Raw genomic sequence first — 26344 nt, forward strand, 5'->3', positions numbered from 1 at the left:
CGCCGGACCGGCTGACCAGCTGACCGGCCGATTGCGGGCTTGATTTCCGCCGGTTTAAGGCCCAGATGACAATCGGAACAAATCAGTCCGAATTGGGATTCGCCATGCGGCTATCCAGCCTCGCCGATTATGCCATCGTCGTCATGTCTGCCGCCGCCCGCGCGGGCGATGACATGCGCCTGTCGGCCACCGATATCGCGCTCCAGACCGGCGTGCCTTTGCCCACGGCGCAAAAGCTGCTGGGGCGGCTGGCGGGGGCCGGGCTACTCGAATCGGCGCGCGGCACCGGCGGCGGCTTTGCCCTGGCGCGCCCGGCGGACAGCATCAGCCTCGCTGATATCGTGGAAGCCGTCGAAGGGCCGATCGCGATGACCGCCTGTGTCGAAGAAGGCGAAGCGCGCCACGACTGCGCGCTCGAAACCACCTGCCGCGTCCGTCCGCACTGGGGTGCCGTCAACGGCGCGATCCGCGGCGCGCTGGCGGGCGTGTCGCTGAACAGTCTTTCGAGCGAGGCTACCCCGCTCCCCGGAGTTCCTGCATGACCGACACCGAAACAACCGTTCGCAACGCCGAAGCGCAAGAGGCCGTCGATCGCGCCTCCACCTATGAATTCGGCTGGGCCAGCGACATCGAGCAGGATTTCGCGCCCAAGGGCCTGAACGAGGATACCGTCCGTTTCATTTCGGCCAAGAAGAACGAGCCGCAATGGATGCTCGACTGGCGGCTGAAGGCCTTTGCCCTGTGGAAAACGATGACGCCGCCCGACTGGGCCAAGCTCAACGTGCCGCCGATCGATTATCAGGACGCCTATTATTACGCCGCGCCCAAGCCGCGCGCGGAAATCGACTCGCTCGATCAGGTCGATCCCGAAATCCTGCGTACTTATGAAAAGCTCGGCATTCCGATCGCGGAGCAGGAAATGCTCGCCGGGGTGAAGGGCGCGCGCAAGATCGCGGTGGACGCGGTGTTCGACAGCGTGTCCGTCGCCACCACCTTCCGCAAGGAGCTTGAGGAAGCGGGCGTCATCTTCCGCTCGATCAGCGAAGCGGTGCGCGAATATCCCGATCTCGTCCGCCAGTGGCTCGGCAAGATCGTGCCGATGCGCGACAATTACTTCGCGACGCTCAATTGCGCGGTCTTTTCCGACGGCACCTTCGTCTACATCCCGGAGGGCGTCCGCTGCCCGATGGAGCTTTCCACCTATTTCCGCATCAACGCGGAAAACACCGGCCAATTCGAGCGCACCCTCATCATCGCGGAAAAAGGCAGCTACGTCAGCTATCTCGAAGGCTGCACGGCGCCGATGCGCGACGAGAACCAGTTGCACGCCGCCGTTGTGGAGCTGGTCGCGCTGGACGATGCGGAGATCAAGTACAGCACCGTGCAGAACTGGTATCCCGGCGATGCGGATGGCAAGGGCGGCATCTACAATTTCGTCACCAAGCGCGGGCTTTGTCAGGGCAAGAACAGCAAGATAAGCTGGACGCAGGTGGAAACCGGCTCTGCGATCACCTGGAAATATCCGTCATGCGTGCTGGCGGGGGAGAACAGCGTCGGCGAGTTCTATTCCGTCGCGCTCACCAACAACATGCAGCAGGCCGATACCGGCACCAAGATGATCCATTTGGGGCGCGGCTCCCGCTCCACAATCGTCAGCAAGGGGATCAGCGCGGGCCGCTCGAACAACACCTATCGCGGCCTCGTGCGCGTGGCGGCGACGGCCGAGGGCGTGCGCAACTTCACCCAATGCGACAGCCTGCTGCTCGGCGACCAGTGCGGCGCGCACACCGTCCCCTATATTGAAGTGAAGAACCCCTCGGCGCAGATCGAGCATGAAGCGACGACGAGCAAGATCAGCGACGACCAGCTTTTCTACGCGATGCAACGCGGCCTCGATACGGAAAGCGCCGTGTCCCTGATCGTCAACGGCTTCGCAAAGGACGTGCTCCAGCAACTCCCCATGGAGTTCGCGGTGGAAGCGCAGAAGCTGCTGGGGATTAGCCTTGAGGGGTCGGTGGGGTGATGGACAAGGGCCAATCCACAAACTCCCCTCCCCTTCAGGGGAGGGGCCGGGGGTGGGGGCTGTCCGTCCGCCATCTTGAAAACCTGGGTACCCACGCCCAGACTATGCGCCGCAACCCCACCGAACCCGAAAAACGCCTCTGGCGCGCACTGTCCGGCGCGAAACTCGGCGGCCACAAGTTCCGCCGTCAATCCGTCATCGGCGGGGCGATCGCCGACTTCCTCTGCCCGCAAAAGGCCCTGATCGTCGAAATCGACGGCGACACGCATGATGCCCCGTCGGACGCATTGCGGGACAAGGCGCTGCATCAACTTGGCTACCGCGTGATTCGCTTTTCCAATCCCGAAGTCATGACCAACCTCGATGGCGTTCTCGAACGGCTGCTCGCTGTTCTGGACGCCACGCCCGACCGCTGGAACAGCCCCCACCCCAACCCCTCCCCTGAAGGGGAGGGACTTGAAACTCGGAATGACAATGCTCCAAATCAATAACCTAACCAATTCCATCGACGGCAAGGCCATTCTCAAGGGCCTCTCGCTCACGCTGAACGCGGGGGAAATCCATGCGATTATGGGGCCGAACGGGGCGGGGAAGTCCACGCTGGCCTATACGCTGGGCGGGCGGCCCGGTTACGAAGTGACGGGTGGCACCACGACGTTCGAGGGCGCGGATCTGTTCGCGATGGACCCGCATGAGCGCGCGGCCGCGGGGCTTTTCCTGGGTTTCCAGTATCCGGTCGAAATCCCCGGCGTCTCCAATCTGCAATTCCTGCGCGAAAGCCTCAACAGCCAGCGCCGCGCGCGCGGGGAGAAGGACCTGACCGGCGGCGAGTTCATCAAGCTCGCCAAGGAAAAGGCGGCGCTGCTCGGTCTCGACATGGACATGCTCAAGCGTCCGGTGAACGTCGGTTTTTCGGGCGGCGAGAAGAAGCGGAATGAGATGGTGCAGATGGGCATCCTCGATCCCAAGCTCGCGATCCTCGACGAGACCGACAGCGGCCTCGATATCGACGCGCTCAAGGTGGTCGGCGCGGGCATCAATGCGATCATGCGCAAGCCGGACAAGGCCGTGCTGCTCATCACCCACTACCAGCGCCTGCTCGATTATGTGCGGCCCGATTTCGTCCACGTCCTCGCGGGCGGCCGCATCGTGAAGTCCGGCGGGCCGGACCTCGCGCTGGAGCTGGAACGCGAAGGCTATGCTGAGGTGGTGGCCGCATGAGCGCCGCAGGCCCTCTCTTCCTCCTCCGCGTCTCCGCGTCTCTGCGCGAACTCAATTTTTTCGCGCGGAGACGCGGAAACGCGGAGAAAGGGGTGTTTGGATGACCGCGCTTGCCCTTCCTACCCGCCGCGACGAAGCGTGGCGGTATAGCGATCTGGATGCGGTGGCGCGCCTCTGGCCCGTCCCCGCGCCCAGGCGCATCAGCGTCGCACAGGGCGAAACCGCGCATCATCATCTGGTGCAGGACGCCGCCGACCATGCCACCGCAATCCACGATTATGTCATCGACATCGCCGATGGTGCGGCCTGCCATTTCCATATCCTCAACATCGGCGGTGCCTTTGGTCGCGTCACGCTGGAAGTCACCCTGGGCGAGGGCGCGCATTTTGAACTCGGCGGCGCGATCATCGGCGGCGGGCATCAGACGCTGGAAATCGTGACGACGCTGCATCATGCCCTCCCCGATGCGACCAGTCAGCAGACGGTGCGTTCGATCCTCGCGGGCCATGCGACCGGCAGCTATCTCGGCAAGATCGCCGTCGCGCGCGGCGCGCAAAAGACCGATGCCGCGCAATCGGTGAAGGCCATGCTGCTGGATCGCACCGCGACCGCCAACGCCAAGCCGGAACTGGAAATCTACGCCGACGACGTGAAATGCGCGCATGGCGCGACCGTGGGCGAACTCGACAAGGCGGCGCTCTTCTACATGGCCAGCCGGGGCATGGACCCTGCGACCGCGCGCACGCTGCTGCTGCAATCCTTCATCGCGGGCGTGTTCGACAGCGTGGCGGACGAGGCCGTGCGAGCGACGCTGGAAACAGCGGCTCTGGCGAAGCTGGAAAGCCTCTCATGAATATATCAGTCTCCCCTCCGTTCGGGCTGAACCTGTCGAAGCCCTCGCCTGAGCTTGTCGAAGGCTCGGACACCTCACTGCGTTCGGTGGAACCGTTCGACAGGCTCAGGGCGAACGGATTGAAGAATTATCGCCCCGACTTCCCCGGCATCGGCGACTGGCATTATCTCGATACCGCCGCCACCGCGCAGAAGCCGCGCCAGGTGATCGACGCGATCGCCCGTGCCTATGGCGAGGATTATGCGACCGTTCACCGCGGCGTCTATGCGCGTTCCGCCAACATGACGCTCGCTTATGAAGCGGCACGGCGGAAGGTCGCGGCGTTCCTGGGCGCAGCGTCGGACAGCGAAATCGTGTTCGTGCGCGGCGCGACCGAGGGGATCAACCTCGTTGCGCAAAGCTGGGGCGGGGCGAACCTCAAATCGGGCGATCGCATTTTGCTGTCTTGCCTTGAGCATCACAGCAATATCGTGCCCTGGCAATTGCTCGCCGAGCGGGTCGGGGCGCAGATCGACGTTGTCCCGCTGACCGCCGATGGCCGGATCGACCTGCACGCCATGTCGGCGATGATCAGCCCTTCGCACAAAATCGTCGCGCTCGCGCATGTGTCGAACGTCCTGGGCTCCGTGCTGGATGCGCGCCGCGCCGCCGACATCGCCCATAGCGTCGGGGCCAAGCTGTTGCTCGACGGATGCCAGGCCGTGCCGCGCATCACTGTCGATGTGCAGGCGCTCGATTGCGATTTCTACGTCATGTCCGCGCACAAGCTTTATGGTCCAACCGGCATCGGCGCGCTCTGGGCGCGACAGGCGATACTGGATGCGATGCCGCCATGGCAGGGTGGTGGAGCCATGATCGACAAGGTGACGTTCGAAAAGACGACCTATGCCCCGGCACCCAACCGGTTCGAGGCGGGCACGCCGCATATCGTCGGGGTCGTCGGGTTGGCGGCCGCGATCGATTATGTGCAGGCGATCGGGCTGGACGCGATCCACGCGCATGAAACGGCGCTGGTGGCGCAGGCGCGGGCGGCCTTGCAGGGTCTCAATTCGGTTCGCCTGTTCGGGCCGGAGGACAGTGCGGGCATCCTCAGCTTCGAAGTCGAGGGGGTGCATCCGCATGACGTCGGCACCATATTGGATGAAGAAGGCGTTGCCATCCGCGCCGGGCATCATTGCGCACAGCCGCTGATGGGGCATCTGGGCGTCGAGGCAACGGCGCGGGCGAGTTTCGGCCTCTATAACGATGAAAGCGATGTCGCGGCGCTGGTGCGGGGCATCGAACGGGTAAGGAAGATCTTCGGATGAACGAAGAAACCAATATTGCGATCGAGGAAGTCGACGCCGTGGCACCGCCGCCCAAGGCACGGGTCGAGGATGCTGCGGCACCGGCCGTCGGCGAAGCGCGTCAGCGCGACTATCTCGACGGATTTCTCAGCGCCGCGCCGTCGGCCCCAGCAGCCGGCGAACCTGGCGGCAGCGTCTATGACGGCATCATCGAGGCGCTGAAGGACATTTTCGATCCGGAAATCCCGGTCAACATCTATGATCTCGGGCTGATTTACGGCGTCGAGGTGACGGACGATGGCCATGCCGTCGTCTCGATGACGCTCACGACGCCGCATTGCCCGGTTGCCGAAACCATGCCCGCCGAAGTGGAGTTGCGCGTCGGTGCGGTGCCGGGTGTCGGCGATGTCGAAGTGAATCTGGTCTGGGACCCGCCCTGGGACCCGGCGAAGATGAGCGACGAGGCCAAGCTCGAACTGGGGATGCTGTAATATCTCCCCTCCCCTTCAGGGGAGGGGCCGGGGGAGGAGGCTGTCAGCCATGTGCCGGTCATCCCCCCGCCTCCCTGAAAAGGAAGGGTTTTTGGAGAAAGCGAATGACCATCGAAACCACAACCCGCCTGCGCCCCGCCGCCGTGATCCTGACGGCCAGTGCGGAGCAGCGCATCGCCGATCTGATGGCGAAGGCGCCACAGGACGCCATCGGCGTCAAGTTGTCGACCCCGCGCCGCGGTTGCTCGGGCCTCGCCTATTCGGTCGATTACGTGACGCAGGAAGCGAAGTTCGATGAAAAGATCGAAACGCCCGGCGGCACCTTCTACATCGACGGCGGATCGGTGCTCTACCTCATCGGATCGACGATGGACTGGGTGGAGGATGATTTCACCGCAGGCTTCGTGTTCGCCAATCCCAATGCCAAGGGAAGTTGCGGCTGCGGCGAAAGTTTCACGATCTGAAGCCGCGCATGCCCCCGCGACGATGATGGTAACGGTGGCATAGCTCTCCTATCGCACTCCATGGCATTTCGATGGATGGCAGTGCCGAGATTGCGAGACAGGCGCGGCGCTTTGCCCTAGAGGCGTCGCGAAAAGCACCGACAGACAATACAGACAGACAATGCAGATAGGGCGCATAGCCCGGCACTATCGGAAGAACGAATATGGACATTAACGACGTCGCCGCCGTCGAGGCCTTTGCCGAAAGCAAGGGCATGTATTTGCAGACGGTCACCTGGGTGCATCACTGGACGCCGGGGCTGTTCAGCTTTCGCGTCGATCGCCCGCAAAGCCTGCGCTTCGATTCCGGCGAGTTCGTGATGATCGGCCTGCCTGCCGAGGATGGCAAGGCGATCATGCGCGCCTATTCGATCGTCAGTCCGGCGTGGGAAGACCATCTTGAGTTCTTCTCGGTCAAGGTCGCCGACGGCGCGCTGACGTCGCGGCTCCAGCATCTCAAGATCGGCGACAAGGTACTGATCGGCCGCAAGCCGACGGGAACGCTGGTCATCGACGCGCTGACGCCGGGCAAGCATCTGGTCATGATCGGCACCGGCACCGGGCTTGCCCCGTTCCTCTCCGTCCTGCGCGACCCTGCGACGCACGAGCGGTTCGAAAACATCATCATCACCCATACGGTGCGGCAGAAGGAAGAGCTGGCCTACAGCCAGTTCCTGCAGGAGGAAATCCGCAACGACGAGATTTTCGGCGAGTTGCTGCGCGATCGCTTCACTTATTATCCGACTGTGACCCAGGGTGAGTTCCACACGCGCGGTCGCATTACGGACCGCATCCGCGAAGGCCTGTTCCGCAGCGACATCGGCCTCACGACTGCCGATCGCCCCGATTCCCGCTGGATGATCTGCGGATCGATGGCGTTCAACAAGGACATGATCGAGATATTGGAAGGCTGGGGTATGACCGAAGGCACGCGCAGCAATCCGGGCCAGTTCGTGGTCGAGCGGGCGTTCGTGGGCTGAACTGTTTGTGAGCATGCCATGGACCGTTCGTCCTGAGTAGCCACTGAGCGAAGTCGAAGTGGCGTATCGAAGGACAATGCTTCGATACGGGCCTTCGTTAAACTCAGTCCCTACTCAGCACGAACCGTACTGGATCCGACCAAAGTCCTCACGGCACGATCGTCGTGAACAGATAAACCGCGAAGATCACCAGATGCACCGCGCCTTGCAGCACGGTGGTGCGCCCGGTGCCCAGCGACAGCGTGGCGACGATCAGCGTTAGAAACAGCAGCACGATGCTTTTCATGTCGAGGCCCAGCGAAATGGGCAGGTCGACCAGAATGGAAAGCGCGGCGACCGCCGGTATGGTGAGGCCGATCGTGGCCAAGGCGGAGCCCAGGCCGAGGTTTAGGCTGGTCTGCAAGCGGTTGGCGAGCGTCGCGCGCACCGCCGCCACGCTTTCGGGCAGCAGGACGAGCGCGGCGATGATGACACCGACGATCGCGCGCGGCGCTCCGGCGGCGGCGACGGCCGCCTCGATCGGGGCGCTCAATATCTTGGCGAGCAGCACTACGGCCCCAAGGCAGGCAAGCAGCAGCACGGCCGACACGACCGTCTGGCGCAATCCCGGCGGATCGGCATGGATTTCGGTATCGGCGGCGAGCGTCTTGTCCGGCAGGAAATAGTCGCGGTGCCGCACTGTCTGCACCGTGACGAACGTGGCGTAGAGCAGGAACGACACGACCGCGACGAAGCCCAATTGGGAGATCGAATAGACCGGCCCGGCTTCGCTGACCGTGAAATTGGGCAGCACAAGGGTAAGGACTGTCAGCGCGCAGAGCGTGGCGAGCGAGGCGCTGACGCCGGTCTGCTGGAAAATCTGTTCCTTGTGCCGGATCGCGCCGACGAAGAGGCACAGGCCAACGAGGCCGTTGAGGATGATCATGACCGCGGCGAACACCGTATCGCGGGCCAGCGTCGCGGAGCCTTCGCCCGCCGCGGCCATCAGCGTGACGATCAGGCCCAGCTCGATGACGGTGACGGCGATCGCCAGCAGGAAGGTGCCGAACGGCTCGCCCACGCGATGTGCGACCAGCTCGGCATGATGCACGGCGGCCAGCACGGTGCCGATCAGCACGGCTGCGAGCAGCAGATTGGGCAAGGCAACGGCCGCGCCTGCCCCGATCAGCAGCCATCCGGCGACCGGGGCAGCCCATGTCCAGCTATCGATCAGTTTGCGCATCGCGCTGTTCTAGCGGGAAGGGGGGCATGCGCAACGGGCAATCAGCGGATTTCTGCGGCTTTCAACGCCGCAACTTCCGCAACTTCATGGCCTTCCGCGTGACGCTTTTCCGGCAAAGGCGCTGGCCCGTTCTCCTTATCCGCAGCGGGCCGACGTAACTTTCATCGCGTCGTCATAGCTGACCGTCAGGCGGTCGGGGCGGAAGTCCATCGTCATCGCGCTGCCCGGTGCGCCCCAGCGCAAGGTGCGTGCACCGGATACTTTCAGCATCTCCGCGCCGAGGTCCGCCGTCACGGTCTGCCCCGTAAAGCGATCAAGACCAGCGTTACGGCACGGGCCTTCGCTTTCGGCGGCCGGGGCCGGTGCCGCGCCGTCCATCGGGGCGCAGGCCGCCAGCAGCGGGAGCACCATCATCGCGCCAGTCCCGGCGCGCAGCAGCTTTGCAGGCATCTCAGTCCTTTCTTGCGGAGGCCGCCGGTTCCGCCACGGCAAGCGTCCGCGTCATTTTAAGCCGTCCGTTCTTCACCGCAAACGCCAACCGCCCCTCGACCAGATCGACGGCATCGCGCCCAAATTGTTCATAGCGCCAGCCTTCGAGGATCGACAGGCCCTCGCGCTCGCCTGCCGCCAGCGCGTCCAGATCATCGGTGCGCGCCAGCAGCCGTGAGGCGACGTTGATGTCGCGCGACCGTATCTTGAGCAGCAGCTTCAGCAGATCGGCGACCAGTGCGCCATCCTTGCCAAGGCCCGGCTTCTTCGGGTCGCGCTCGGGCATTTCGTCGCGGTCCAGCGGCTTGGCATTGGCCAGCGCCTGCATCATCCGGGTGCCGATGTCGTTGGTCTTCCAGCCTGCCGAAAGCCCGCGTACCTTCACCAGATCATCCTGGCTGCGCGGCGGGTGGCTGGCGATGTCGGCCAGTGTCTCGTCCTTCACGATGCGGCCGCGCGGCAGGTTCTTGTCCTGCGCCTCGATTTCGCGCCAGGCCGCCAGTGCCTTCAGGCGCCCGAGAACATCGGCCTTGCGGCTGGCGATCCGCACGCGCTTCCAGGCTTCCTCGGGCAAGTTGATGTAGTTGGACGGATCGCTGATCCGCTCCATTTCCTGATCGAGCCAGCCGCCGCGCCCGGTTTTCTTGAGGTCGGCGAGCATCATCGGAAAAATCTGGATGAGGTAGGTCACGTCGCCGATCGCATAATCGATCTGGCGCTTGTCGAGCGGGCGGCGGGCCCAGTCGGTAAACCGCGCGCCCTTGTCGAGCGTGATGCCCAGCCACGCATCAACCAGATTGCCATAGCCGATCTGCTCGCCCAGCCCCAGCGCCATGGCCGCGATCTGGGTGTCGAACATCGGCTGCGGCGTCTTGCCGGTCAGATTGTGGATGATTTCCAGATCCTGCCCGCCCGCGTGAAAGACCTTCAGCACGTCATGATTGTCGACCATCAGGTCGAGCAGCGGTGTCATGTCGAGGCCGGGGGCCTTGGGGTCGATTGCGGCCGCCTCATGTTCGTCCGCCACCTGGACCAGGCACAGCTCGGGCCAATAGCTGTTTTCCCGCATGAACTCGGTATCGACGGCGATATAGGGGGATTTGGCGATGCGCTGGCAGAAGTCGGCGAGGGTCTTGCTGTCGCTGATCAGCGGATGGATTTGCATATGGTCTTCGATCTTATTATGGGCAGGCCCGCTCCCTGGCGGGCTGGTCGGTATCGACATCATCGGCCATAGCCCCGATCCACGGGTTTGTCATTTCCGTAAAGCATTGGAAGATACCACAACCATGCACCTGTATCGCACCCACACTTGCGCCGCCCTTCGCGAAAGCGATGTCGGCAGCACTGTCCGCCTGTCCGGCTGGGTGCATCGCAAACGGGATCATGGCGGCGTGTTGTTCGTGGACCTGCGCGATCATTATGGCCTGACGCAGATCGTGGCGAAGGCGGACAGCGATCCGCTGCGCGTGCTGGAGGGGCTCCGCGTCGAATCGGTCGTAACGATCGACGGCACCGTTGTGGCGCGCGGGGCGGAAGCGTCCAACGCGAACCTCGCCACCGGCGCGATCGAAGTGGTGGCGGACAGCGTGACGGTGCAGTCCGCCGCGCAGGAATTGCCACTGCCGGTTGCCGGGGAACAGGACTATCCCGAGGACATTCGCCTGCGCTATCGCTTTCTCGACCTGCGGCGCGAAACGCTGCATGCGAACATCGTCACCCGCACGAAAATCATTTCGGACATGCGCCGCCGGATGGAAGGCGCGGGCTTCACCGAATATTCAACGCCGATCCTGACGGCCTCCAGCCCGGAAGGCGCGCGCGACTTTCTGGTGCCCAGCCGCATTCATGCAGGCAAGTTCTACGCGCTGCCGCAGGCGCCGCAGCAGTACAAGCAATTGCTGATGGTCGCGGGCTTCGACCGCTATTTCCAGATCGCACCCTGCTTCCGCGACGAAGACCCGCGCGCCGACCGTCTGCCGGGCGAGTTCTACCAGCTCGATCTCGAAATGAGCTTCGTCACGCAGGAAGATGTGTGGAACACGATGGAGCCGGTGATCGCGCAGGTGTTCGAGGCGTTTGCGAACGGCAAACCGGTGACGCCCGCAGGTAGCTTCCCGCGCATCCCCCATGCCGAAGCGATGCTGAAATATGGCAGCGACAAGCCGGATTTGCGCAATCCTATCCTCATCACCGACGTCACCGAGCATTTCCACGGGAGCGGCTTCGGTATCTTCGCAAGCCTCGTGGAAAGCGGCAGCGTGATCCGCGCGATCCCTGCGCCGGGCGCTGGAGCGGGCAGCCGCAAGTTCTTCGACGACATGAACAACTGGGCGCGTAGCGAAGGCTATTCTGGCCTCGGCTATATCAACATCAAGGATGGTGCACCGGGCGGCCCGATCGCCAAGAACCATGGCGAGGACGCGACCGCAAAGCTGATCGCGGCGCTCGGCCTTGGTCCCAATGACGGCGTGTTCTTCGCGGCGGGCAAGGAAAGCCAGGCGGCGAAGCTCGCGGGCCTCGCGCGCATCCGTATCGGCGAACAGCTGGACCTGATCGACAAGGACCGTTTCGAGCTGTGCTGGATCGTCGACTTCCCGTTCTACGAATATGACGAGGACGAGAAGAAGCTCGATTTTGCGCACAACCCCTTCTCGATGCCGCAGGGCGGGCTGGAGGCGCTGAACGGGCAGGACCCGCTGACGATCAAGGCGTACCAGTACGACATGGTCTGCAACGGATACGAGATCGCCTCGGGCTCGATCCGCAACCAGCATCCCGATTTGATGGTGAAGGCGTTCGAACTGGTCGGCCTGTCCAAGGCCGATGTCGAGGAGCGTTTCGGCGGCCTCTATCGCGCGTTCCAATATGGCGCACCGCCCCATGGCGGGATGGCGGCCGGGGTCGATCGCATCGTCATGCTGCTGGTCGGCGCGCAGAATCTGCGTGAAGTGACGCTGTTCCCCATGAACCAGCGCGCCGAGGACCTGCTGATGGGCGCGCCCAGCCCCGCGGCGCTCAAGCAGTTGCGGGAACTGCACATCCGCGTGCTGGAAGCGCCTGCGAAAGCATAAGCTCGTCAAAAGTAGGTGTGCGCGAAGACGCAGAGACGCGGAGGGCAATCTCTGCGTCTTTACCTCTCCGCGCGACCAAAATTGGTCCAGTCCGAACCGGACAATTGGCGATGACTGTGAAACTGTGCTACACAGTCTTTCATGAAAAACGTCACCATCGCCCTTGATGACGAAACCCACCGACTCGCCCGCATTCGCGCGGCGGAACTGGGAACGTCTTTGTCGGCGCTGGTGAAGGACTATCTTACCGGCCTTGTTCGGGACGATCCGCCGCAGGAGGTGCGCGCCATGCCCATGCAGTACAGCGCCCCGCCGCAGGATCAGGCGCGGGCAGCGCCGCCGACCGACGGCCCGCCCTGGCTGGTCGATGGCCAATGGGTCTACACGCGGGATGGCAAGCCGCGGCAGCCCGGTGCATTGCGGGGGATGATCGGCTGGACCGAGGATTTTGCGGAAACCCCGGATTGGCTGCTTGACGCCTTTGAAGGCAAGGACACCGAATTACCCTGGCCTGACGTACCAACCAAGACATGAAGCTCCTCCTGGATACGCATGTCCTGCTCTGGTGGCTGAAGGATGATCTGAGACTCGGGCGAAAAGCGCGGGCCGTCATCGCCGACCCAAAGGTGCATGTGATGGCCAGCATTGCATCGCCATGGGAAATGTCGGTCAAGCATCGCATCGGCAAACCTGCCGAGCGCGGCGGTGATATGCTCGAATGGCTGGTTGGTCAGGGTGTCGAGATTTTACCTGTTCGCGCGGCCGATTTGCGCGCGCTCGAAGCCTTGCCTTTGCTGCATCGCGACCCGTTCGATCATCTCATTGTCGCCCAGGCGCAAACCGAAAATGCACGAATCATGACCGATGACGGTCTCATCCTTCGATACGGCGTCCCCTGTATCGGTATCGGCTAAGGCACGCGATCATGACCATAAACCTCAACGACCATGAATCCGGCACCAAATACACCGGCGATTATGATGCCGCGCTCGCGGCATTGCAGGAACGGCTGGCCAAGGTGCAGGTGGCGCATATCGTCCATAAAAAGCGCAGCGTCATCCTGTTCGAGGGGTGGGACGCCGCAGGCAAGGGCGGGATCATCCAGCGCCTGACCGCCGAATGGGACCCGCGCTATTTTCAGGTCTGGCCGATCGCCGCGCCGACGCAGGAGGAACTGGCCCGTCACTATCTCTGGCGCTTCTGGAACCGCCTGCCCGCCAGCGGCAATATCGCGATCTTCGACCGGAGCTGGTACGGCCGGGTTCTGGTCGAGCGAGTCGAAGGCTATTGCAGCAAGGCCGACTGGAAGCGGGCCTATGCCGAAATCAATGCGTTCGAAGCGCAGCAGGTCGATGCGGGCACCCATATCGTCAAGCTTTTCGTCCACATCACGCAGGAAACACAGGACAAGCAACTGGCCGAGCGGCTCGATGTGCCCTGGAAACGCTGGAAGACGGGCACGGACGATTATCGCAACCGCAGCCAGCGCGCCGCTTATCTTGACGCCATGCACGACATGTTCGGCAAAACCCACACCAAACATGCGCCCTGGTGCGTGATCGACAACAACCACCGCAAGGCGGGGCGGATCGCCGCGCTCACGCATATTGCCGACACGCTGGAAAGGCTGGTGCCGATGGATATGCCCGAAGCGGATCCCGATGTCGTCGCGCTGGCGCAGGCGGCGTTCGGCTACAAAGCCAAGAGCAAGGGCTAAGGCGCTGCGTCCGCAGCCCCCGGCACCGTGTCAGCCTGACGGGTAGGTGATCGCCATCACTTCATAATCCCGCTCGCCGCCGGGCAGCGTCACGCGGCGCACGTCGCCCACCGCGGCACCGCGCAGCGCGCGGGCCAGCGGTGCGCCCCAGCCGATGCGGCCTTTGTCGGCGTCGGCTTCATCGTTGCCGACGATCGTGACGGTGCGCTGATGGTCATTCTCGTCGGCGACCGTCACCGTCGCGCCGAAGAAGATGCGGGATTTGTCGGGCTGCGCTGCCGGATCGACGATTTTGGCGTCCTTCATCTTTTTCGACAGGCGGCGCAATTGCCCGTCGATTTCGCGCATGCGCTTGCGCCCATAGAGATAGTCGCCATTCTCCGACCGATCGCCATTCCCGGCCGCCCAGCTTACCACTTCGACGATGCGCGGGCGCTCGACACCCAGCAGATGATCATATTCGGCGCGCAGCGTGGCAAAGCCCGCAGGCGTGATGTAATTGATCGTCGGGTTCATCGTCGGGGCCATAGCGTGGGCAAGGACCGGCGTCAGCCCGGCACATTCTTGCCCAGATAGCGGCTGAGCGGCGCAGTACTGCCGCGGAAACGCGCCTGCGCCGGGTTGATCGCATCATAGACCACGGCATTCTCCAATACGCGCTGCACATAATTGCGCGTCTCGAATATCGGTATCTGCTCGATCCAGCGGAGCATGTCCGAACCGGCAAGGCGCGGATCGCCGTTTGCCGCGATCCATTTGTTCACATTGCCCGGCCCGGCGTTATAGGCGGCGACCGCCAGCGGATAGCTGCCGCCGTAATAGTTGAGCATCTGCTGGAAATAGGTGCTGCCAAGCTGAATGTTATAGGCCGGATCGCTGGTCAGCGCGGACATGCTGTAACTGAGGCCGATTTTGCCCGCCGTTTCGCGCGCCGTGCCGGGCATGAGCTGCATCAGGCCGCGCGCACCCGCATGGCTGATCGCGGCGCGATCGAACTGGCTTTCCTGCCGCGCGATGGCGTGGATCATGGTCCAGTTGGCCTGATGACCCGATGGCACGGCGATGCTCGGGAAGCTGCCCTTGCCATAGCTCGACATGCCGTCGGCGACGGTCCGCCTGCCGACCATCACGCCCAGGTCCGGGCGCCCGATCGCCTGCGCCAGCTCGGTCGACAAGGCGTGGGTGGGCGCATCATTGGCACTGGCGGCGATCGCCCGCAGAAACTTGCTCTGATCCTCCCAATAGCCCATCTGCCCCAGCGCCTTCGCCGCGCGCACGACGCTGCGTCCGGCGAAGGCGGCGCGCTGTTCGGGCGTCGGGCTGGCGGTGACGGCCGGTGGTGGCGCAGGCACGGGACGGCCCAGCCGTTCGAGCGCCAACTGGCCGTAGAACTGGTCGGGATAGGCCGCCGCCTGTGTGAAGAAGCCGCCGGCCGCCACTGCGTCATTGCCTGCCAGCGCCGCGCGCCCTGCCCAATAATAGCCTTTCGACATGGTCTGGGGCGACCGGGCGGCATTGGCATAGCGTTCGAACATCACCTGCGCATCGCGCGGCCTGGCGAGATTATAATAGGCTGTGGTGCCCGCCAGCCAGGCAAGGCTGGTATAGTCGTCCCGCTCGCCCAGGCTTTTGTCGCGCACCGCGACACCGGCGGGATAAGCGTCGTCCAGCTTGGCCGCGATGGCGAACGCAAAGCTCCACTGGCTGTCATTGGCGGCCGCCCGGGCATTGGTCAGCAGCGTTTCGAACCATTTTTCCGGGTCACCCGGCTGCGTCGAAAGCGCCGGGCGATTGGCAAGCAAGGTACGCGCGGCAATGCTGTTGCCGCTGTCGCGCAGCCACATTGCCTTGTCAGCCAGAAAGCCGGGATCGCCAGCACCATAGGCTTCGGCGGCCTGCATCAGCGTCGCGGCGGTCGGTGCCTTCCGCTGCAAGGCGATGCGCGCGGCAAAGACCGGCCGGCGGTTGGCCGAGACATAGGCGAGCATCCGTTCCGCCCCGGCGCTGGCACGGGCGAACAGCAACACATCGGCACGCCGGTCATGATCGGCAGTCGTCAGGCTGCTGCCGAACAGCGAAAGGATGCGCGCTTCATCCTCGGGCGCAAGTGCTCCGGTGATCCAGGCGTTGCGTGCGGCGATCTTCGCTTCGCCCATGCGGCCGAGGGCAGAGAGGGCGACGGCGTTGCGCGCATGACCGGTCGCCGTCCGCGCCGGGAAGCGGGCGAAGAAGGCGACCACCTGCGCGGGTTCATAGGATATCGGATTGATCGAGGTCTCCGCCAGCCGCCGCATCCGGTCTTCCCCCGGCCAGTCGGGATAGGTCGTGATGAAGCTGGCATAGGCCGAGAAGCCCAGACCATCGCTCTGCTGGAGCCGGCGCCATTCGTTGATCGCGCTGACGATCGCGCCATCCTGCGCCACGCCCACCTGCGCGCGCGCCGCGTTCCAGTTGGGCGATCCGGGAATCGGCTGCACCATGGCGGGATTTTCAGCCGGAGGCACGGGCACCTGCGCCTCCAACGGCGCATCAGACTGTGCGCTGGCCACGGCGGTGGTAGACAACAGCACCACAAGGGCGGCCTTCATCAGGCGATCGGGGACCAGAAACGTTGACGTGACCATGCTGGACATTATGGGGACAGGTTCCTTATCAGGCGCTGAACGGTGCCGACTAAGCCCGCTGCCGCCCATCATGCCCGTTCCGTCCGGCGCTTTGAAGGAGATAATGCATGTTCTCCGGTTCGATACCGGCCCTGGTGACGCCTTTTCGGGATGGAGCGATCGACGAGGTGGCGTTTCGTGCCTTCGTCGATTGGCAGATCGCGCAAGGCAGCGCGGCGCTCGTCCCCTGCGGCACCACTGGCGAAAGCGCGACGATGACGGTCGAGGAGCATAACCGCGTCGTTGCCATATGCGTCGATCAGGCCGCAGGACGCGTGCCAGTGATCGCCGGTTGCGGATCGAACGACACGAAGATCGCGCTTGACCATATGTATGCGGCGCAGGGGGCGGGGGCCGCGGCTGCCCTGGTCGTCGCGCCTTATTATAACAAGCCCAATCAGGATGGCGTCTATCGCCATTTCGCCTATCTGGCCGAACGCTGCGACTTGCCGATCATTCTCTACAATGTGCCCAGCCGCACGATCACCGACATCGGCGTGCCGGTGATGTTCCGCCTGGCGGAAGAGTTCCAGTCGATCGTGGGGGTGAAGGACGCCACCGGAAATCTGGGGCGCGTCACCGCACAGCGTTTGGCCTGCGGTACGGATTTCTGCCAGTTGTCGGGCAATGACGAAACGGCATTGGGCTTCATGGCGATGGGGGGCGTGGGTTGCATATCGGTGACCGCCAACATTGCCCCGCGCCAGTGCGCCGACTTTCAGGCCGCGTGCGCCGCGGGTGACTGGAAAGCGGCACTGGCGTTGCAGGACCGGCTGTACCCGCTGCACGATGCATTGTTCAGCGATTCTTCACCCGGCCCTGTCAAATATGCGCTGTCGCGTGTCCGGCCCGACATGCCGGCCGACGTGCGCCTGCCGATCACCTGGCCATCGGAATCGAGCCGGGCGGCGGTCGATCGGGCGCTGGAAATTGCGGGTTTGGTTTGAGTGTCATCAAGACTTATATCAGCCGTTCGCCCTGAGCTTGTCGAAGGGCACTGCTGAACGAAGTGAAGCTACTTCGTCTGCGGCTCGGAGGAAGGCTTCGACAGGCTCAGCCCGAACGGCTTTTTTGGATTTAGAGTTGGAACTGATGGCCCGTCCCCGCCCCGAAACCTTCGACAAGAAGAAGATCGTCGCCGAGAACCGGCGCGCGCGCTTCGAGTTCTTCATCGAGGACGTGTTCGAGGCGGGCATCGCCTTGCAGGGCACCGAAGTGAAGGCGCTGCGCGGCGGCGAAGGGTCGATCGCCGAAAGCTATGCCGAGGTGAAGGGCAATCAGATATTCCTGGTGAACAGCAATATCCCCGAATACAGCCACGGCAATCGCGAAAATCACGAACCCAAGCGCCCCCGCAAGCTGCTGCTGCATGAGCGTGAGATCACCAAGATGCACACGGCGGTGGAGCGGCAGGGGATGACGATCGTGCCGCTGATGGTCTATTTCAACAGCAAGGGCCGCGCGAAAGTGGAACTGGCGATTGCCAAGGGCAAGAAGCTGCACGACAAGCGTGAAGTGATCAAGGATCGCGATTGGAAGCGGGATGCCGCGCGCATCATGAAGGACCGAAACGGATCATGAGTCGCCTGACGCGATGGTGGCATGCCAATGCCCCGACCCGCGAGTCGCTGGAGCATAACCGCTTTCTCGCGCCGGTCGCCCATCGCGTGCTCGAACCATCGCTGTGGCGCTTCACGCGACGCTCGGTGCCGCGCGGCGTGGCGCTGGGCCTGCTGGTCGGCATATTCCTGCTGGTGCCCGGCATCCAGATCGCCGGGGCGGCGCTGCTCGCGCTGCCCGTGCGCGCCAATATTCCGGTGGCGGCGGCCATGACCTTCCTCAGCAATCCGGCGACGACGCCCTTCATTCTGTGGGCGTCGGTCTATATCGGCAATTTCATGCTGGGGCGCAGCGCCGACGCATCGGGCTTCATGGCACTGGTCCGTAATCATGCGGGCGTGCAGCAATGGATGGCCTGGCTGTTTTCGGAGGCCGCACCCGCGATGCTGTTCGGCCTTGCCATCATTTCGGTCGTGACGGCGGCGATCGGCTATCTGATCGCCGTGGGATTCTGGCGTGTCCGCATGAGCCGCAAATGGCAGGCCCGCAAATTGAGGATTTGCCTCGAAAAGAAATCCAGCACACATAACGGGACGGCCGCGATCTGAATGGGGCGCGCCACAATTTGATCGTCCACGGTCTGTGCCGGGGAACGGCCGCTCGTCAGACGATTCCTCCTCTTTGCTGGTGTATTTTGGTCATGGCAGCACAAGGCATCCCGTCCCAGAAAAGCGAGATCATCGCCATGGCGGCGGTACGGCCGATGCGCGGCCTGCTGGCGATGCTGTCGGGCGGGGCGCTCGCCTGCGCGCTGCTCATCTATCTGGCGGTCGATCATGTGGCCCTGGCGGCGGGCTTCGCCGCGACGCTCGTCGCCATCGCGACGCTGGGCTACTGGTTCGTGCAACTTGCGCCGCGGCAGGCGATCGATATCGACGCCGTGCCGGACTGGACGGTGGCGCGCGCGGCGGCGGATGCCTCCAGCATGGCGATTGCCGTCACCGACCGCAGCGGCCGACTGGTCTGCGCGAGCGATCTCTATGGCGAATGGTTCCCCGGCTTCCCCACGCCGCCCGGCCTGCCCCTTGATTCGAGCGATGCGGACCGGTTGACGGCGGCGGGGCGCGCGGCCTGGTCCGATGGCGAAGGGCGCGCGGGCGGCATCGGGCGCGGCGCGCTGCGTCTCGACGCCGATGTGAAGCGCACCGGCCGGTCGGAAGATTATCTGCTCTGGCGCTTCACCCCCGTGAAGCAGGTCAGCGTCCTCGACGATTTCAACCGGATGCTGAGCGGAGAGGCCGGGCGACAACTGACCGAGGCGGGTATCATGGCCGTCATCATCGGCGGCGAAGGGCGCATCCGTGTCGCGAACGGCGCCTTTCTGCTGCGCGCGGCGGGGCGGATCGATGCCAATATCACCGGGCGCGATTTTGCCAGCTATCTGCGCATCGATGACAAGGGCCGGGTATTTTTCGCGCGGGAGGAACGCAGCGCCCTGCCGGTCCGCCTGCTCCAGGTGCCGCTGCGCCGCAACGACGCCGAAGGGCCGATGCTGATCCTGATGCTGGACGAGCAGGGCGGCAGCATGGATGGCACGTCGGCGCTCTCCTATATCGAAACCTTGCTGTCGCTGCTGCCTTTCGGGCTCGCCATGGCCGATCGGGACGGGCGGGTGCTGTTCCTCAACAATGCCTTCTCGCGCGCCGTTGGCCTCAAGCCGGGCGAAAAGCCAAGCTATCCGGGCGATCTGGTCATTCGCGAGGATCAGGCGGCGGTGGCCGATTCGGTTCGACGGTTCGCCGTGGGACCGCAGATGTCCGGCGACATCGCCGTGCGCATGCGGGTGCAGCCCGATGAGCCGGTTGCGCTCAGTCTGGCGGGGGTGCGCGGGCTAGGCGAGGCGGCGGTGCTGCTCAGCCTCAAGGACAACAGCGAGGAAAGCAAGCTCAAGCGGCAGGTGGCACAGGCGACCAAGATGCAGGCGATCGGCCAGCTGGCGGGTGGGGTCGCGCATGATTTCAACAATATACTGACGGCGATCATCGGCCATTGCGACCTGATGCTGATGCGCCATACGCCGGGCGACAGCGACTATGACGACATTCAGCAGATCAAGTCGAACAGCAATCGCGCCGCCGGGCTGACACGGCAGTTGCTGGCCTTTTCACGCCAGCAGACCTTGCGGCCGCAGGTGCTGCAACTGCCCGATATCGTCGCCGACGTTTCCAATCTCCTCAACCGCCTGCTCGGCGAAAAAGTGAAGCTGGTGGTCAGTCATGGCCGCAATCTGGGGGCGGTCCGCGCCGATCCGGGGCAGCTTGAGCAGGTGATCGTCAACCTCGCCGTCAATGCGCGCGATGCGATGCCGCAGGGCGGCACGGTCAACATCCAGACCTATGCCGTGCCCGCCGCGCGCGTGCGTGAGATGCGCCACGAAATCTTGCCGGTAAGCGATTATACTGCGCTGCGCGTGTCGGACACGGGTCTTGGCATTGCGCCGGACCTGCTCTCGAAGATATTCGAGCCGTTCTTCACCACCAAGGATGTTGGCAAGGGCACCGGCCTTGGCCTGTCCACCGTATACGGCATCGTCAAGCAGTCCGGTGGCTTCATCTTTGCCGAATCGGAGCCGGGGCAGGGCGCGAGTTTCGTCATCTACCTGCCCGTGTACGCCGCCATCGGGAAGGCGCCGGAACCGGAAAAGCCCCGCCTGCCTGATCGCCGCAGCGAAGTGTGGGGCACCGGGACCATTCTGCTCGTGGAAGATGAGGACATGGTCCGTACCGTGGCGGAACGGGCGCTCGTGCGGCAGGGCTATAGCGTCATCACGGCCGCTGACGGCGAACAGGGGCTGGAAATGCTCGCAAAGGCGGCTGCGCAGGCGCAAACCATAGACCTTCTGATTTCCGACGTGGTGATGCCCAACATGGACGGGCCGACGATGGTGGCGCAGGCGCGCCGCACACACCCCGACTTGCCGGTACTCTTCATGTCGGGTTATGCCGAGGAGCAGTTGCGCAAGTCGATCGCGATCGCCAACGTCAACTTTCTGCCCAAGCCTTTCTCGGTCAGCCAGCTTGCCGAGGCGGCCCGCGATACGCTGATCGCTTACGCGCCTGCACGCAGCGGCCATAGCGCCGCCGAACCGGAAGCCGCCGTCGGCCTTGCTTCAGATTAAGGCGAATGGACTAGGCAAGCGCCGCGCCATGCGATAGCGATAGCCATCCTTACGCCCCCGAAACGCCCTGTCGGGCCGCCATTTCGAGCATTATCATCATGACTGAAGGCAAATCCATCCTGGTCGTCGAGGACGAGGCGATGATCGGCATGATGCTGGAGGATTTTCTCGAAACGCTGGGCTATCATGTGCATGGCGTGGCATCGACCGTTACCGAAGCCTGCGACATGGTGCGTGAGGGTGGTTTCGATGCCGCCATTCTCGACTGCAATCTTCAGGGTGAAAAAAGCTGGCCGGTGGCCGAAGCGCTGGCGGCCGCCAATCTGCCGTTCCTGTTCGCGACCGGGGGCAGTGCGGACGACGTGCCGACCGCGTTCGACGATCGCCCTACTCTTGCCAAACCCTTCACGATCGGCGCGGTTGAACGGGCGCTGGACCGCATATTGGGGCGCGGAGACTCCCTCTGACGGCAGCACAATGAAAATGTCGTTCCCCTCTTGTTCTACAAGAACAAATGGGATACATGGATGTCAGGCGTCGGGATCGGCGCGGCTTTCCCGTCCGGTTTCGATCGGGCTGCTTGACAGGGGACCATGTGATGACAGCAATGCTCAAACTGATCGATTCCGACAAGAAGACGGGGACCATGGATAAGACGGCACTGGACAGGCAGAAGGCACTGGATGCCGCCCTTGCGCAAATCGACCGCGCATTCGGCAAGGGATCGGCCATGCGGCTGGGTTCGAAGGAAACGATGCAGGTCGAGGCGATCTCGACAGGCAGCCTTGGCCTCGACATCGCGCTGGGCGTCGGCGGCCTGCCGCGCGGTCGCGTCATAGAGATTTACGGTCCCGAAAGCTCGGGCAAGACGACGCTGGCGCTGCACGTCATCGCCGAAGCGCAGAAAAGCGGCGGCACCGCAGCCTTTGTCGATGCCGAACATGCGCTCGATCCTGTCTATGCCAGGAAGCTGGGCGTCAACATCGACGAACTGATCGTGTCGCAGCCCGACACCGGCGAGCAGGCGCTCGAAATCGTCGATACGCTGGTGCGCTCCAATGCGATCGATGTGCTGGTGGTCGATTCGGTGGCGGCACTGGTGCCACGCGCCGAAATCGAAGGCGAAATGGGCGACAGCCATGTGGGTCTTCAGGCGCGGCTGATGTCGCAGTCGCTGCGCAAGCTTACCGGTTCGATCAGCCGTTCGCGCTGCATGGTGATTTTCATCAACCAGTTGCGCATGAAAATCGGCGTAATGTACGGCAATCCGGAAACCACGACCGGCGGCAATGCGCTGAAGTTCTATGCCTCGGTCCGCCTCGACATTCGTCGCACCGGCCAGATCAAGGATCGTGATGACATCGTCGGCAACGCGACACGCGTGAAGGTGGTGAAGAACAAGGTCGCGCCACCCTTCAAGCAGGTCGAGTTCGACATCATGTATGGCGAAGGCATTTCCAAGATCGGCGAAATCCTCGATCTGGGCGTGAAGGCCGGGATCGTCGAGAAGTCCGGTGCGTGGTTCTCCTATGACTCTATCCGCATCGGTCAGGGGCGTGAGAACGCCAAGACCTTCCTCAAGGAAAATCCCGAAATTACCGACAGGCTGGAAAAGGCTATCCGCGCCAGGACCGAAAAGGTCGCGGAAGGCATGATGACCGGTCCCGAACCCGACGAAGCGGAGGACGAAGGCTAAGGCTGCGTCGCCCGCGCCCGGCCGGTACAGCCGGGCGCAAGGCGCAGCGAGGCATCGCCTGCCGTTTCATGATCCGAAAGGGCCTGCCGCACGGCGTCGTCGGCAGGCCCTTTATCGTTCGGGCGGCCATGGAGGCGCGCCGCGCGCCGTCCGGTCCAAGGTCATCGCCCCGGATCCCCATCCCGCATGTCCCGATCCCCGGACGGCATGCCATTGGCCGAGGAACCGCAGGCGCCCCGCGACAAGCCCAATAGCTAAAAGCCTATCGTGTAGCGCATCGCGCCGCCGATATCGTCGGGGAACCAGGCAAGATTGCCGCTTTGTCGTCGCCAGTAGAGGTTCGAGCTCATCCAGCCTGCGCCGACCGGGATGGCATAGACGGCTTCGCCATCGATCTGACGCCCGCGCGGTGCCAGGCCCAGTGTGACCGGGGCGCTGCGCGCCATGCCGGTCGCATAATCATATTCGGTCGGCAGGTTCAGCGTCAGGCCGCCGCTCTCCACCCGCAGCGGTTGTGACAGGCGCACCGCCAGCCGATCGGCGGCAACGAACAGTCCGCGCCGTTCCCCGTCGACTGTCCAGCCATTGCTCGTCAGCCTCGCCCGACCCTCGGCAGCGACAGTCGCGCGTGTCCATCCTTGTCGCCACGCCAGTCCCACGCTCCAGCGTGCGTCAGGCACATAGCGGGTCGACAGGTCAAGAAACAGGCTGCGCCCCGCCACGCCGCCGATGGCGGGGCCAAAACGCGCGCCCAGCAGCGTCGCGTCTTCGCGCAGGAAAGACAGGCCAGCGCCAAGCTGCCAATCGCCTGCCTGCCGATCGATCGCCACACCAAAGCGGGCATAGCGGGCGCGGTCCTGCTCGCGCTGCTCAGCCTGGATCGGCAAAAGGCCGTTACGGCCGTCCCACACATGCCCTTGCTCGCTCGTGGCGGTAATTGCGGTACGCAGGCCGATCATCTGCCGGACGGCCACGGCGCCGTCCGCACCATGTGCGAAACCCAGTGTCTCACGCGCGTCGCCCGAAACCAGAAAGGCGGGTTGCGCGGCCCCGGCGATGCGCCCGACCAGTCCCGCAGCACCCTGCGAAAGGCCCAAGGCAAAGAATGTGTCGCGCCCCAGCCGACTGATCACCGACCCGGAAAGCAGACGCGCCTGACGGGCATCCCTGCCCGTCAGGGTCAGTGATGTGACGCGGTCAAGCGCAGGACCACCCGGCGCAATCGTCATCGCGACCGCCATCGGTCCCGCCGTCGCGGCGATGTTGCGTTGCATCGATTGCAGCGACGGGGCCAGCGAGAGGCGTGGGCTTGCCTGCGCGAATGTCTGTCCAAGGTCCATCGCATAGGCGCGGCCATAGCTGTCGGTGATCGCAACGCGTGCCGCCGACTGGCCGGTCGCGTCCCCCATCGCGCTCGACAAGGCGGCATTGTTGTCGAGCGATACCGGCTGCGCGCTACCCGCCAGGCTGGTCGAACCGACCGGTGCAAAGGCGCGCGCGATGTTGAGCACACCGCGCCCATAAAGCGCGTCGGCACCGCTCGTGCCGGCATCGGTCGCGCTGCGTAGCAGCAGGTCGACGATCTGCGCGCCTGTCAGATTGGGAAAGGCCTGGGCCAGCAGCGCCGCCGCACCGGCAATTTGCGGCGCGGAAAAGGATGTGCCGGTGTAGCGGAACTGCTCCCCGCTGTTGTCCTGTGAAAGGACGCGGCTGCCAAGCGCGGACAGCGTTGCCTGCTCATATCCCTGCGCGCCGTTCGCGTAACTGCTTTTGATGCCATCGGCATCGACCGACCCGGCGATGATGACGAGGCCGCGGCCAAGGCCCGCATCGACGATCGATGTCGCAAAGGCGTCCGGTGCCGCCTGCGCATCGTTGCCCGCCGATACCACGATGATGACACCGGCCGCCGTCGCCCGGTCCACCGCCGCCCGCAGATTGGCGGGAATGCCCCCGCCGCCGAGCGAGATGTTGACGACGCGCGCGCCGTTCGTCCGCGCATGGTCCAGCGCCTGGGCGATGGCGGTGGTCCCGTGCGAGCAGCCGCTCTCCGTCACGCCGTCGCCCGGTGCCGCGCAACTGTTGGGCGAATCGGTCCGCAGCGCCAGGATCGTGGCACCCCATGCGACGCCGAGTGTGCGGCGATCGTTGCGCGCCGCCGCCAGCACGGTGGCCACCGCCGTGCCATGGCCGTCCGCATCCTCGATCGTGTCGTTCCCCGCAAAATCCCGTGAGGCCGCGCTGATCCGTCCTGTAAACTCGACGTTGGCCGTGGCGATGCCGCTGTCGATGATACCGACGGTCACACCTGCGCCACTGGCACCGGCTTCATAAGCGGTCACCGCGCCATGCGCGACCGGGCCGTCGGACCGTTCATATTCGGCCGTTCGGAACATGCTCGGCGCCGGGGTGGGGGCCGGAGTCGGAGAAGGTGTCGGGGCCGGAGCCGGGGTAGGGGCTGGCGCAGGCGTGGGCGCGGCTGGGGGCGACGGCGTGGAACTGACGCCGCCCCCACCGCCACCGCATGCGGACAAGGCCGTCCCCGCCAGCAGCAGGGCCATGGCACTGCGCGCCGATCGCCCTGATTGTGTTTGTCCCTCGATCATCGTCGCCCCCGATCGTTACGCTTATGCTATCCCACGCCGCGCATCGTGAACATCATTTTGCGACGCTGTGCCGTCGCACGCTTGCCCTTCGCGGCGCCGCCGCCTAGGCAACCTCCATGCGCGCCGATCTCGCCCATATCGATTGCTGGATTTTCGATCTGGACAATACGCTCTATCCGGCAAAGGCCGACCTGTTCGGCCTCATCGACATCAAGATGGGCGAATATATCCAGGCGTTGCTGGGGTGCGATCCGGCGGAGGCGCGGCGGGTGCAGAAGGCTTATTTCCTCGAACATGGCACCACGCTTGCCGGTCTGATGCGCGACCATGGCACCGATCCGCATGACTTCCTGGACTATGTCCATGACATATCGCTCGACCGGATTGTCGCGGACCATGCGCTGATCGACCATATCGCGGCGCTGCCGGGGCGGCGGCTGATCTTCACCAATGGCGACGCCGCTTATGCCCGGCGCGTGCTCGACCGGCTGGGCCTTTCCGACGCGTTCGAGATGATTCACGACATCCACGCCTGCGCCTATGTGCCAAAGCCCGATCCGGCGGGTTATGCAGCGCTCTGTACCCGTCATGACATCGATCCGGGCCGGGCGATCTTTTTCGAGGACATGGCCCGCAACCTGCGCCCGGCCAAGGCGCTGGGCATGACGACCGTCTGGGTCAACAACGGGTCCGAGGCGGGGCATGTGGATGCCCATGCCGATTTTATCGACTATGAAACCGACGACCTGACGCCGTTTCTGGCAGCACTCTATGGGGAATGA

26 protein-coding genes are annotated in these 26344 nt (G+C 64.1%); 20 read left to right on the forward strand and 6 right to left on the reverse strand.

Going from position 1 to position 26344, the window contains the following annotated elements:
* The first annotated feature begins 104 nt into the window (after positions 1-104).
* From ENE74_RS05410 to ENE74_RS05450, 9 genes are all read left to right on the forward strand, one after another.
* Entirely contained in the window at positions 105-542 is a 438-nt protein-coding gene (locus tag ENE74_RS05410) for an SUF system Fe-S cluster assembly regulator (protein ID WP_127689675.1), read from the forward strand.
* Positions 539-2023, forward strand: a complete 1485-nt coding sequence (gene sufB / locus ENE74_RS05415) for a Fe-S cluster assembly protein SufB (RefSeq protein ID WP_127689677.1) — start codon at positions 539-541, stop codon at positions 2021-2023. Before ENE74_RS05410 ends, sufB begins: the two co-directional genes overlap by 4 nt.
* Entirely contained in the window at positions 2023-2514 is a 492-nt protein-coding gene (locus ENE74_RS05420; RefSeq protein ID WP_338142980.1) for an endonuclease domain-containing protein, read from the forward strand. The genes sufB and ENE74_RS05420 overlap by 1 nt, the downstream gene beginning before the upstream one ends.
* On the forward strand, positions 2498-3244 hold the full coding sequence (sufC, locus tag ENE74_RS05425) for a Fe-S cluster assembly ATPase SufC (protein WP_127690543.1): 747 nt from the start codon (positions 2498-2500) through the stop codon (positions 3242-3244). Before ENE74_RS05420 ends, sufC begins: the two co-directional genes overlap by 17 nt.
* 100 nt (positions 3245-3344) lie before the next feature.
* Positions 3345-4097, forward strand: a complete 753-nt coding sequence (locus tag ENE74_RS05430) for a SufD family Fe-S cluster assembly protein (RefSeq protein WP_127689679.1) — start codon at positions 3345-3347, stop codon at positions 4095-4097.
* Positions 4094-5404, forward strand: coding sequence for a cysteine desulfurase (locus ENE74_RS05435; protein ID WP_127689681.1), 1311 nt, complete (start codon positions 4094-4096; stop codon positions 5402-5404). Before ENE74_RS05430 ends, ENE74_RS05435 begins: the two co-directional genes overlap by 4 nt.
* Positions 5401-5874: an SUF system Fe-S cluster assembly protein gene (locus ENE74_RS05440; RefSeq protein ID WP_127689683.1), complete on the forward strand. Its 474-nt coding sequence runs from the start codon at positions 5401-5403 to the stop codon at positions 5872-5874. The genes ENE74_RS05435 and ENE74_RS05440 overlap by 4 nt, the downstream gene beginning before the upstream one ends.
* A 104-nt stretch (positions 5875-5978) precedes the next feature.
* Positions 5979-6338: a HesB/IscA family protein gene (locus ENE74_RS05445; RefSeq protein WP_127689685.1), complete on the forward strand. Its 360-nt coding sequence runs from the start codon at positions 5979-5981 to the stop codon at positions 6336-6338.
* A 203-nt stretch (positions 6339-6541) separates the two neighbouring features.
* Positions 6542-7357, forward strand: a complete 816-nt coding sequence (locus ENE74_RS05450; RefSeq protein ID WP_277601356.1) for a ferredoxin--NADP reductase — start codon at positions 6542-6544, stop codon at positions 7355-7357.
* Between the two features lie 148 nt (positions 7358-7505).
* Here ENE74_RS05450 and ENE74_RS05455 read toward each other — a convergent pair whose 3' ends face one another.
* The 3 genes from ENE74_RS05455 to rnd form a co-directional block, all read right to left on the reverse strand.
* Positions 7506-8579: a calcium:cation antiporter gene (locus tag ENE74_RS05455; RefSeq protein WP_127689686.1), complete on the reverse strand. Its 1074-nt coding sequence runs from the start codon at positions 8577-8579 to the stop codon at positions 7506-7508.
* 135 nt (positions 8580-8714) lie between these two features.
* Positions 8715-9029, reverse strand: coding sequence for an I78 family peptidase inhibitor (locus tag ENE74_RS05460; RefSeq protein ID WP_206517651.1), 315 nt, complete (start codon positions 9027-9029; stop codon positions 8715-8717).
* A 1-nt stretch (position 9030) separates the two neighbouring features.
* Positions 9031-10233 (reverse strand): ribonuclease D, encoded by a 1203-nt coding sequence (gene rnd, locus ENE74_RS05465; RefSeq protein WP_127689688.1) that lies wholly within the window; start codon positions 10231-10233, stop codon positions 9031-9033.
* Positions 10234-10357: 124 nt separating this feature from the next.
* On the opposite strand from rnd, the gene aspS reads away from it, so the two are divergent.
* The 4 genes from aspS to ENE74_RS05485 all read left to right on the forward strand — a co-directional run bounded on the left by aspS (position 10358) and on the right by ENE74_RS05485 (position 13859).
* On the forward strand, positions 10358-12142 hold the full coding sequence (gene aspS, locus ENE74_RS05470) for an aspartate--tRNA ligase (protein ID WP_127689690.1): 1785 nt from the start codon (positions 10358-10360) through the stop codon (positions 12140-12142).
* 141 nt (positions 12143-12283) lie between these two features.
* Positions 12284-12676 carry a hypothetical protein gene (locus ENE74_RS05475; RefSeq protein ID WP_127689692.1) on the forward strand — a complete coding sequence of 131 codons (393 nt, stop codon included), beginning with the start codon at positions 12284-12286 and terminating at the stop codon, positions 12674-12676.
* On the forward strand, positions 12673-13056 hold the full coding sequence (locus ENE74_RS05480; RefSeq protein ID WP_127689694.1) for a type II toxin-antitoxin system VapC family toxin: 384 nt from the start codon (positions 12673-12675) through the stop codon (positions 13054-13056). Before ENE74_RS05475 ends, ENE74_RS05480 begins: the two co-directional genes overlap by 4 nt.
* Positions 13057-13067: 11 nt before the next feature.
* Positions 13068-13859, forward strand: a complete 792-nt coding sequence (locus ENE74_RS05485) for a polyphosphate kinase 2 family protein (protein ID WP_127689696.1) — start codon at positions 13068-13070, stop codon at positions 13857-13859.
* Positions 13860-13889: 30 nt separating this feature from the next.
* On the opposite strand, the gene greB is transcribed toward ENE74_RS05485, so the two are convergent.
* Positions 13890-14375, reverse strand: a complete 486-nt coding sequence (gene greB / locus ENE74_RS05490; RefSeq protein WP_127689698.1) for a transcription elongation factor GreB — start codon at positions 14373-14375, stop codon at positions 13890-13892.
* A 32-nt stretch (positions 14376-14407) separates the two neighbouring features.
* A complete protein-coding gene (locus ENE74_RS05495; RefSeq protein ID WP_127689700.1) occupies positions 14408-16492 on the reverse strand; it encodes a lytic transglycosylase domain-containing protein in 2085 nt (694 codons plus the stop codon).
* Between the two features lie 98 nt (positions 16493-16590).
* Between ENE74_RS05495 and dapA the strand changes: the two genes are divergently transcribed.
* The 6 genes from dapA (at position 16591) to recA (ending at position 22956) form a co-directional block, all read left to right on the forward strand.
* The gene (gene dapA, locus ENE74_RS05500) at positions 16591-17469 is read left to right on the forward strand and encodes a 4-hydroxy-tetrahydrodipicolinate synthase (protein ID WP_127689702.1); all 879 of its coding nucleotides are present in this window, start codon (positions 16591-16593) and stop codon (positions 17467-17469) included.
* 145 nt (positions 17470-17614) lie between these two features.
* The gene (gene smpB, locus ENE74_RS05505; protein WP_127689704.1) at positions 17615-18103 is read left to right on the forward strand and encodes an SsrA-binding protein SmpB; all 489 of its coding nucleotides are present in this window, start codon (positions 17615-17617) and stop codon (positions 18101-18103) included.
* Positions 18100-18690, forward strand: coding sequence for a DUF2062 domain-containing protein (locus ENE74_RS05510; RefSeq protein WP_420902561.1), 591 nt, complete (start codon positions 18100-18102; stop codon positions 18688-18690). The genes smpB and ENE74_RS05510 overlap by 4 nt, the downstream gene beginning before the upstream one ends.
* A 173-nt stretch (positions 18691-18863) precedes the next feature.
* Positions 18864-21260 (forward strand): PAS domain-containing sensor histidine kinase, encoded by a 2397-nt coding sequence (locus ENE74_RS05515; protein ID WP_241241910.1) that lies wholly within the window; start codon positions 18864-18866, stop codon positions 21258-21260.
* Positions 21261-21358: 98 nt separating this feature from the next.
* Positions 21359-21727, forward strand: coding sequence for a response regulator (locus ENE74_RS05520; RefSeq protein WP_127689706.1), 369 nt, complete (start codon positions 21359-21361; stop codon positions 21725-21727).
* A gap of 131 nt (positions 21728-21858) precedes the next feature.
* Positions 21859-22956 carry a recombinase RecA gene (gene recA, locus ENE74_RS05525; protein ID WP_127689708.1) on the forward strand — a complete coding sequence of 366 codons (1098 nt, stop codon included), beginning with the start codon at positions 21859-21861 and terminating at the stop codon, positions 22954-22956.
* A gap of 254 nt (positions 22957-23210) precedes the next feature.
* Here recA and ENE74_RS05530 read toward each other — a convergent pair whose 3' ends face one another.
* Positions 23211-25352, reverse strand: a complete 2142-nt coding sequence (locus ENE74_RS05530) for a S8 family peptidase (protein ID WP_127689709.1) — start codon at positions 25350-25352, stop codon at positions 23211-23213.
* Between the two features lie 326 nt (positions 25353-25678).
* Here ENE74_RS05530 and ENE74_RS05540 point away from each other — a divergent pair, with 326 nt between their 5' ends.
* Entirely contained in the window at positions 25679-26344 is a 666-nt protein-coding gene (locus ENE74_RS05540; RefSeq protein WP_127689712.1) for a pyrimidine 5'-nucleotidase, read from the forward strand.

Source organism: Sphingobium algorifonticola (genome assembly GCF_004005485.1).
Classification (GTDB): domain Bacteria; phylum Pseudomonadota; class Alphaproteobacteria; order Sphingomonadales; family Sphingomonadaceae; genus Sphingobium; species Sphingobium algorifonticola.

Excerpts from the sequence above, each read along its gene's own strand:
- ENE74_RS05410 (WP_127689675.1), top strand. The coding sequence starts at position 105 with ATGCGGCTATCCAGCCTCGCCGATTATGCCATCGTCGTCATGTCTGCC.
- sufB (WP_127689677.1), top strand. The coding sequence starts at position 539 with ATGACCGACACCGAAACAACCGTTCGCAACGCCGAAGCGCAAGAGGCC.
- ENE74_RS05420 (WP_338142980.1), top strand. The coding sequence starts at position 2,023 with ATGGACAAGGGCCAATCCACAAACTCCCCTCCCCTTCAGGGGAGGGGC.
- sufC (WP_127690543.1), top strand. The coding sequence starts at position 2,498 with ATGCTCCAAATCAATAACCTAACCAATTCCATCGACGGCAAGGCCATT.
- ENE74_RS05430 (WP_127689679.1), top strand. The coding sequence starts at position 3,345 with ATGACCGCGCTTGCCCTTCCTACCCGCCGCGACGAAGCGTGGCGGTAT.
- ENE74_RS05435 (WP_127689681.1), top strand. The coding sequence starts at position 4,094 with ATGAATATATCAGTCTCCCCTCCGTTCGGGCTGAACCTGTCGAAGCCC.
- ENE74_RS05440 (WP_127689683.1), top strand. The coding sequence starts at position 5,401 with ATGAACGAAGAAACCAATATTGCGATCGAGGAAGTCGACGCCGTGGCA.
- ENE74_RS05445 (WP_127689685.1), top strand. The coding sequence starts at position 5,979 with ATGACCATCGAAACCACAACCCGCCTGCGCCCCGCCGCCGTGATCCTG.
- ENE74_RS05450 (WP_277601356.1), top strand. The coding sequence starts at position 6,542 with ATGGACATTAACGACGTCGCCGCCGTCGAGGCCTTTGCCGAAAGCAAG.
- ENE74_RS05455 (WP_127689686.1), bottom strand. The coding sequence starts at position 8,579 with ATGCGCAAACTGATCGATAGCTGGACATGGGCTGCCCCGGTCGCCGGA.
- ENE74_RS05460 (WP_206517651.1), bottom strand. The coding sequence starts at position 9,029 with ATGCCTGCAAAGCTGCTGCGCGCCGGGACTGGCGCGATGATGGTGCTC.
- rnd (WP_127689688.1), bottom strand. The coding sequence starts at position 10,233 with ATGCAAATCCATCCGCTGATCAGCGACAGCAAGACCCTCGCCGACTTC.
- aspS (WP_127689690.1), top strand. The coding sequence starts at position 10,358 with ATGCACCTGTATCGCACCCACACTTGCGCCGCCCTTCGCGAAAGCGAT.
- ENE74_RS05475 (WP_127689692.1), top strand. The coding sequence starts at position 12,284 with ATGAAAAACGTCACCATCGCCCTTGATGACGAAACCCACCGACTCGCC.
- ENE74_RS05480 (WP_127689694.1), top strand. The coding sequence starts at position 12,673 with ATGAAGCTCCTCCTGGATACGCATGTCCTGCTCTGGTGGCTGAAGGAT.
- ENE74_RS05485 (WP_127689696.1), top strand. The coding sequence starts at position 13,068 with ATGACCATAAACCTCAACGACCATGAATCCGGCACCAAATACACCGGC.
- greB (WP_127689698.1), bottom strand. The coding sequence starts at position 14,375 with ATGAACCCGACGATCAATTACATCACGCCTGCGGGCTTTGCCACGCTG.
- ENE74_RS05495 (WP_127689700.1), bottom strand. The coding sequence starts at position 16,492 with ATGTCCAGCATGGTCACGTCAACGTTTCTGGTCCCCGATCGCCTGATG.
- dapA (WP_127689702.1), top strand. The coding sequence starts at position 16,591 with ATGTTCTCCGGTTCGATACCGGCCCTGGTGACGCCTTTTCGGGATGGA.
- smpB (WP_127689704.1), top strand. The coding sequence starts at position 17,615 with ATGGCCCGTCCCCGCCCCGAAACCTTCGACAAGAAGAAGATCGTCGCC.
- ENE74_RS05510 (WP_420902561.1), top strand. The coding sequence starts at position 18,100 with ATGAGTCGCCTGACGCGATGGTGGCATGCCAATGCCCCGACCCGCGAG.
- ENE74_RS05515 (WP_241241910.1), top strand. The coding sequence starts at position 18,864 with ATGCTGTCGGGCGGGGCGCTCGCCTGCGCGCTGCTCATCTATCTGGCG.
- ENE74_RS05520 (WP_127689706.1), top strand. The coding sequence starts at position 21,359 with ATGACTGAAGGCAAATCCATCCTGGTCGTCGAGGACGAGGCGATGATC.
- recA (WP_127689708.1), top strand. The coding sequence starts at position 21,859 with ATGACAGCAATGCTCAAACTGATCGATTCCGACAAGAAGACGGGGACC.
- ENE74_RS05530 (WP_127689709.1), bottom strand. The coding sequence starts at position 25,352 with ATGTTCCGAACGGCCGAATATGAACGGTCCGACGGCCCGGTCGCGCAT.
- ENE74_RS05540 (WP_127689712.1), top strand. The coding sequence starts at position 25,679 with ATGCGCGCCGATCTCGCCCATATCGATTGCTGGATTTTCGATCTGGAC.